Origin of the sequence: Streptomyces sp. NPDC051582 (assembly GCF_040681715.1) — a bacterium.
Taxonomy (GTDB): domain Bacteria; phylum Actinomycetota; class Actinomycetes; order Streptomycetales; family Streptomycetaceae; genus Streptomyces.
In genome coordinates this window covers 1-6,302 of the sequence record NZ_JBFAZJ010000079.1, presented here as the reverse complement: position 1 = coordinate 6,302, position 6,302 = coordinate 1, and the positions used below count along the sequence as shown (strand labels likewise).

At 74.6% G+C, this 6,302-nt stretch carries 6 protein-coding genes; 3 read left to right on the top strand and 3 right to left on the bottom strand.

The window, feature by feature from the left end:
- Positions 1-83 precede the first annotated feature (83 nt).
- From AB0M92_RS38990 to AB0M92_RS38980, 3 genes are all read right to left on the bottom strand, one after another.
- Positions 84-1,004, bottom strand: a complete 921-nt coding sequence (locus AB0M92_RS38990; RefSeq protein WP_366107141.1) for a hypothetical protein — start codon at positions 1,002-1,004, stop codon at positions 84-86.
- A gap of 109 nt (positions 1,005-1,113) precedes the next feature.
- A complete protein-coding gene (locus AB0M92_RS38985) occupies positions 1,114-1,800 on the bottom strand; it encodes a uracil-DNA glycosylase (RefSeq protein WP_366107139.1) in 687 nt (228 codons plus the stop codon).
- 23 nt (positions 1,801-1,823) lie between these two features.
- A complete protein-coding gene (locus tag AB0M92_RS38980; protein WP_366107138.1) occupies positions 1,824-2,915 on the bottom strand; it encodes an exo-alpha-sialidase in 1,092 nt (363 codons plus the stop codon).
- A gap of 216 nt (positions 2,916-3,131) precedes the next feature.
- On the opposite strand from AB0M92_RS38980, the gene AB0M92_RS38975 reads away from it, so the two are divergent.
- From AB0M92_RS38975 to AB0M92_RS38965, 3 genes are all read left to right on the top strand, one after another.
- The gene (locus AB0M92_RS38975; RefSeq protein WP_366107142.1) at positions 3,132-4,526 is read left to right on the top strand and encodes a wax ester/triacylglycerol synthase family O-acyltransferase; all 1,395 of its coding nucleotides are present in this window, start codon (positions 3,132-3,134) and stop codon (positions 4,524-4,526) included.
- A 79-nt stretch (positions 4,527-4,605) separates the two neighbouring features.
- Complete coding sequence (locus AB0M92_RS38970; RefSeq protein ID WP_366107137.1) at positions 4,606-5,769, top strand: NADH:flavin oxidoreductase/NADH oxidase; 1,164 nt, start codon at positions 4,606-4,608, stop codon at positions 5,767-5,769.
- An 88-nt stretch (positions 5,770-5,857) separates the two neighbouring features.
- Positions 5,858-6,211, top strand: coding sequence for a helix-turn-helix domain-containing protein (locus AB0M92_RS38965; protein ID WP_366107136.1), 354 nt, complete (start codon positions 5,858-5,860; stop codon positions 6,209-6,211).
- The last annotated feature ends 91 nt before the right edge of the window (positions 6,212-6,302 follow it).

The following is a 6,302-nucleotide window of genomic DNA, read 5'->3' as shown; positions in this document are numbered from 1 at the left end:
CCGGGCCACCCGGCCGCGGGCCCGCGCCCGGGGGGATTCAACCCCCGGGTCGCGGGCCCTCGTACGAGCGGACCCGTGCGGGATCAGTGGGCAGCGGCGCCCTGGGTGAGGCCCAGCGCCGCGGAGTACTGGGTGACGACGAGCTTGCCGAGCGCCGAGTAGGCGCCGAGCACCTCGGCGGCCGCGCAGTCGGCCTCCTTGCAGGCCGTGTCCAGGAGACCCTCGGCGGCCTCCGGGCCGATCAGGTACGGAGCCAGCGCCAGCTGCGTCGAGCCCTCGCTGCGCAGCTGCTCGGCGACCGCGGCCACCGATCCCTCCTGGTCCAGCGCGGCGGCCTTGACCGGCACCGCGAGGCGGGCGGCCAGCAGCATGCCGGTGACGGCGGCGGCCTGGACGGCTTCCGCGCCGCCGGTGGTGGCCACGATGATGCCGTCGGCGGCGGTGGTCACGGTGAACAGCCGGGCGCGGTCGGCGCGGGCCAGACCGGCCTCGGAGAGCCGCACGTGCAGGCCCTCGGCGAGCAGGGGGTGCGGGCCGAGCACCTCGGCCAGCTCGGCGGCGGCCGAGGAGTCCATGACGGCCTGGCGCATCCGGCGCAGCAGATCGGCGTCGGGGCCCGCCAGCAGCGGTACGACCACGGCGTCGGGGCCGGTCGGCGCGGGCACCTCGTGGCCGGCGGCGCGGGCGAACTCGGCGCGGGCGATGCGCTCGCCGGCGACGGAGGTCAGTACGCGGGAGAGGCCCGGGAACTCGGCGCCCTCGGCGTCATCGCCCTCCAGGAAGCCGATGCGGGCGTCCAGGCCCGGCAGCTCGGAGCGGCCGATGCTGACGATCTCCTCGGCGAGTCCCCGGGAGGCGGCCGAAGGGGCACCGGGCACGGCGAGCACCAGCGCGGGCGCGCCCTCGGGCGCCACCGCGGGCTCGGGTCGGCGGTGCCGTCCGGCAGGGCGGGGTCGCGGCATTCGTACGGGCAGGCCATTCGCGGGCCCAGTGGGGGAGCTCATGGCGCCGCATGCTACTGGCTTATCGGAACCGAGTGTTCGGGCAGGGCCTCAACGGGCGGCTTCTGTCCGTATTTATCCGTGGAATGTCGTATACCGTTCAACCGAAAGATCACCCGGCGGCCGGAAGCCGCCAGTCCACCGGCTCGGCTCCCTGGCGAACCAGCAGGTCATTGGTCCTGCTGAACGGCCGTGAGCCGAAGAATCCGTTGGCCGCGGACATCGGGGAAGGGTGGACGGACTCCACGGCCGGCAACTCGCCGAGCAGCGGCCGCAGATTGCGGGCGTCCCGTCCCCACAGCACCGACACCAGCGGCTTCCCGCGCGCGGCCAGCGCCCGGATCGCCTGCTCGGTGACGGCCTCCCAGCCCTTGCCGCGGTGGCCGCCGGTCTTGCGCGGGGCGGTGGTCAGTGCGCGGTTCAGCAGCAGTACGCCCTGCCGGGTCCACGGGGTCAGGTCCCCGTTCGCGGGCCGGGGCACCCCCAGGTCCGCGTTGAGCTCGCGGAAGATGTTGTCGAGACTGGGCGGCCAGGGGCTCACGTCGGGCGCCACCGAGAAGGACAGGCCCATCGCGTGCCCCGGGGTGGGGTACGGGTCCTGGCCGACGATGAGCACCTTGACCTCGTCGAAGGGCTGCTGGAAGGCGCGCAGTACGTTCGCCCCGGCGGGCAGGTACGTCCTGCCCGCGGAGATCTCGGCGCGCAGGAAGTCGCCCATCGCGGCGACCTGCGCCGCCACCGGCTCCAGAGCCCGGGCCCAGCCCGGCTCGACGATCTCGTTCAACGGTCGTGCTGCCACAGCGAGTCACTCTACTGGCCGATTCAGTGAGCGATGACCGCAGCCCGTACGCACAGGACGTCGGGCAGGTGCTCGGCCAGCGGCTGCCAGCTGTCCCCGTCGTCGTGGCTGGCGTACAACTCGCCGTTGCGGTTGCCGAAGTAGATCCCGGCCGGGTCCGCGTCGTCCGTGCACAGGGCGTCGCGCAGCACCGTGCCGTAGTGGTCCCCGGCCGGCAGTCCGCGGGCGAGCGGCTCCCAGGTCGCGCCCGCGTCCCGGGTGCGGAAGACGCGGCAGCGGTGCTCCGCCGGGACCCGGTCGGAGTCGGCGTTGAGCGGGAAGACGTACGCGGTGTCCGGCCGGTGCGGGTGCGCGGCCACGGCGAAGCCGAAGTCCGAGGGCAGGCCGGCGCCGATGTCGGTCCACCGCGCGCCGGCGTCGTCGCTGCGGTACACGCCCCAGTGGTTCTGCAGGTACAGCCGCTTCCGGTCCCCGGCGTCCTGGGCGATCTTGTGCACGCACTGCCCGAACTCCGGATGCGGATCCGGCAGGAACACCGCCGAGACGCCGTCGTTGGAGGGGCTCCAGTGGGCGCCGCCGTCCTGGGTCCGGAACACCCCCGCGGTGGAGACCGCCACCGTCACCCTGGCGGGGTCGGCCGGATCCGTCAGCACCGTGTGCAGGCCCTCACCGCCGCCGCCCGGCACCCAGCTCCCCCGGCTCGGGTGCTCCCACAGCGGGCGGACCAGCTCGAACGACTCCCCGCGGTCGGTCGAGCGGAACAGGGCGGCCGGCTCGGTCCCCGCGTACACCACGTCGGGTGCCTCGGGGCCGGCCGGATGCAGCTGCCAGACCCGCTCCAGCGAGGCCCCGGTGTCCTTCGGGAACTTCACGGCGGGCGCGGCGGGCTCGTGCCAGCTCGCCCCGAGGTCGTCGGAGCTGAACACCGAGGGACCCCAGTGCAGGCTGTCGGCGCCGACCAGCAGCCGGGGGACGGGCCCCCGGCGGTCGACGGCGACGGCGTAGACGGCCTGGGCGTTGAAATGCGGTCCGTCGAGCTCCCAGGGGCCGTCGCCCCGCCTGCGGCCGATGAACAGGCCTTTGCGGGTCCCCGCGAGCAGGATCACCTCTGACATGGTCGACACCTCCGGACTTCGTCGTCCCGGCCGTCGTGCTGCGTACCGTTCCAGCCAGTCTGCACCCGGCCACCGGCAGGGGCCCGGCCGCCGCCCCGCTGCCCCGGCCGGCCGGTCGCCATCGATCAACAGGCGTATCCAAAGGGTGGCTACTTGATCGTAGGAGTCCGAAAGGGGTTGACTTCCACCTCTGCCACCGCACGCGAGAGGCAATACGTGGCCACCGAGCACCTGTCACCGCTCGACCTCGCCTTCTGGCGGATCGAATCCGCCGCCCACCCCATGCACCTCGGCGCCCTGGCGGTCTTCGAGGCCGCCCCGCAGGCCGCCCCCGGCCCCGGCCCCGGCCCCGACGCAGGTTCGGACCCCGGCCCCGACCCCGGTACCGGCCCCGGCCCTGATCCCGCCGTCCGCGCCGCCGCACTGCTCGCCGCCCGCTGCTCCACCGTGCCCGGCCTGCGCCGGCGCATCCACGACGTGCTGCTGCCGTTCGGCGCGGCCGCCTGGTCGTCCGACGCTGACTTCGACCCCGCCCGGCACGTGTTCCTCGTACGCACCCCCGATCCGGAAGCCGCCGCGGGGCCGCTGATGGCGCGCCCCCTGGACCGGGGCCGGCCGCCCTGGGAGGCGCACGTCCTGGCCGGGCCCGATCCGTGCTCCTTCGCGGTGCTCTTCAAGTTCCACCACGCCCTCGCCGACGGCCTCGGGGCCCTCGCGCTGGCGGCCATGCTCTTCGACGAGGGCCCACCCGCGCGGGGCCCCGCACGCCCCTCCCCGGCGGCGCAGCCCGCCGCCGGCGCCGCCCTGCGCAGTCTCCCCGGGATGCTGGCGGCCCGGGTCCAGGACGTCGGCCAGGCACTGGAGATCGGCGCCTCCGTGGCCCGCGCCGGACTGCCCCTGGGGGTCCCGGCGGCCATGACCGCGGTCCCGGCGCGGACCGGCACCCGCGCGGTCGCCGGCCTCGCGCTCGACCTCGACGACGTCAACCGCATCCGCAAGGTCGCCGGAGGCACCGTCAACGACGTGCTGATCGCCCTCGTCGCCGGCGCCCTGCGGCGCTGGCTGCTGGGCCGCGGAGACCCCGCGCCGGAGGGGGCCGGCCCGCGCGCCCTGATACCGGTGTCCCGCCGGCGGCCCGGAGGCGCGGCGAAGTACGGCAACCGGCTGTCCGGCTACCTGCTCCGGCTCCCGCTCGCCGAACCGGACCCGCTGCTGCGCCTGGACCGGGTGCGGCTCGGCATGGACCGCAACAAGGAGGCCGGACCGGCCCGCGGCGCCGGGGCCGTGGCCCTGCTCGCCGACCACGTCCACCCGCTCGGCCACCGGCTCGGCGGCCCCCTGGTCGCCCAGGCGGCCCGGATGCTCTTCGACATCCTGGTCACCAGCGTCCCGCTGCCCGGCTTCACCTTCTCCCTCGGCGGCAGCCGGGTCCGGGAGGTCTACCCGCTGGCGCCGCTCGCGCGCGGCCACTCCCTCGCGGTCGCGGTCTCCACGTACAAGGGCACGGTCCACTACGGCCTGGTGGCGGACGCGGCGGCCGTGCCCGACCTGGCGGCCCTGGCGGAGGCCCTGCGCGCGGAGCTCGACGAGCTTGTACGAGAGGTCTCGTAGTACGGAAGAAGCCGTAGTACGCTGACTCTCGTACAAGCCGCCGATCCGCGGCGTACCGGCCACCTCCGGAGAGTCCTTCATGAGTGCTGCCCCCATCGCCCCCGCTGCCCCCATCGCCCCCGCCGCCCACGACACCCACGCCGCGGCCCTTTTCGCCCCCCTCACCCTCCGCTCGGTCACCGCGGCGAACCGGATCTGGATGGCGCCGATGTGCCAGTACGTAGCCGAGGCCTCGGGTCCGCAGGCGGGCGTGGCACAGGCCTGGCACTTCGCGCACTACGCCGCCCGCGCGGTGGGCGGCGCCGGCCTGATCCTCCAGGAAGCCACCGCCGTCTCCCCGGAGGGCCGGATCTCCCCGTACGACCTCGGCATCTGGAACGACGCGCAGGCCGAGGCGCTGCGCCCGATCACCGCCTTCCTCAAGGCCCAGGGCACGGTCCCCGGGATCCAGATCGCCCATGCCGGGCGCAAGAGCTCGACCGGACGCCCCTGGGAGGGCGGCGGATACGTGGGCCCCGAGGCGGACGGCTGGCTGCCGAGCGCCCCGAGCCCGGTGCCGTTCGCCGAGGGCGACCCCGTGCCGCACGAGCTGACGACCGCCGAGATCCACGAGATCACCGGGCAGTTCGCGGCCGCCGCGCGGCGCGCACTGGCCGCCGGCTACGAGGTCGTCGAGATCCACGGCGCCCACGGCTACCTCATCGGCCAGTTCCTCTCCTCGCAGATCAACCGGCGCACCGACGAGTACGGCGGCTCGTTCGGGAACCGGGCCCGTTTCGCCCTCGAAGTCGTCGACGCCGTACGGGCGGTGTGGCCCGAGGAGCTTCCGCTGTTCTTCCGGATCTCGGCCACCGACTGGCTGGAGGAGTCCGGCTGGACCTCGCAGGACACGGTCCGGCTGGCCGGACTGCTCCAGAGCCGCGGGGTGGACCTGCTGGACGTGTCCACCGGCGGGATGGCCCCCAAGGCGGACATCCCGGCGGCGCCCGGGTTCCAGGTGCCGTTCGCGGCCGAGGTCAAGGCCCGCACCGGCCTTCCGGTGGCTGCCGTCGGGCTGATCACCGAGCCGGAGCAGGCCGGCGCGATCCTGGCCGACGGACGGGCGGACGCGGTCCTGCTGGGCCGCGAGCTGCTGCGCGACCCCTACTGGGCCCGCACCGCGGCCGCCGCTCTGGGCGCCGAGCGGACCGCCGAGCCGGCCACCGGGGTGCGGGTGCCCGTCTCGTACCACCGCGCCTGGTAGCCGGGCCGGTTGCCGGACCTCCGTCCGCGGTCGATGTACTACGGTGGTTCTCGTACCAACTGGGGAGCCGGGTGAGATGAGGGCAGACGTGACGGATACGGCCACCACCCGCGCGCTGGCCCATCCCGGGCCCGCCGAGATCCGGCTCGAAGGGGTGCTGCACGCGCTGTCGGACCCGATCCGGCTGTCGATCGTGCGCGACCTCGCGGCCACGCCGGACGAGCTGGCGTGCTCGTACTTCGACCTGCCGGTCACCAAGTCGACGACCACGCACCACTTCCGCGTCCTGCGAGAGGCCGGTGTGGTCCGCCAGACCTACCGCGGCACGGCGAAGATGAACGGTCTGCGCGGCGAGGAGCTGGAGGGCCTGTTCCCCGGGCTGCTCGACAGCGTGCTCACCGCGGCCGCGGCGGAAGAGGCGCGCAGGGCGGGCTCCGGCTAGGACCTGTCCGGGCGATCTCCGACGGCCCGTTCGATGAGGTCGTGGATCAAGAACTCTCCGGGTCTGCGGTTCTCTTTGAGGCGGGCGAAGT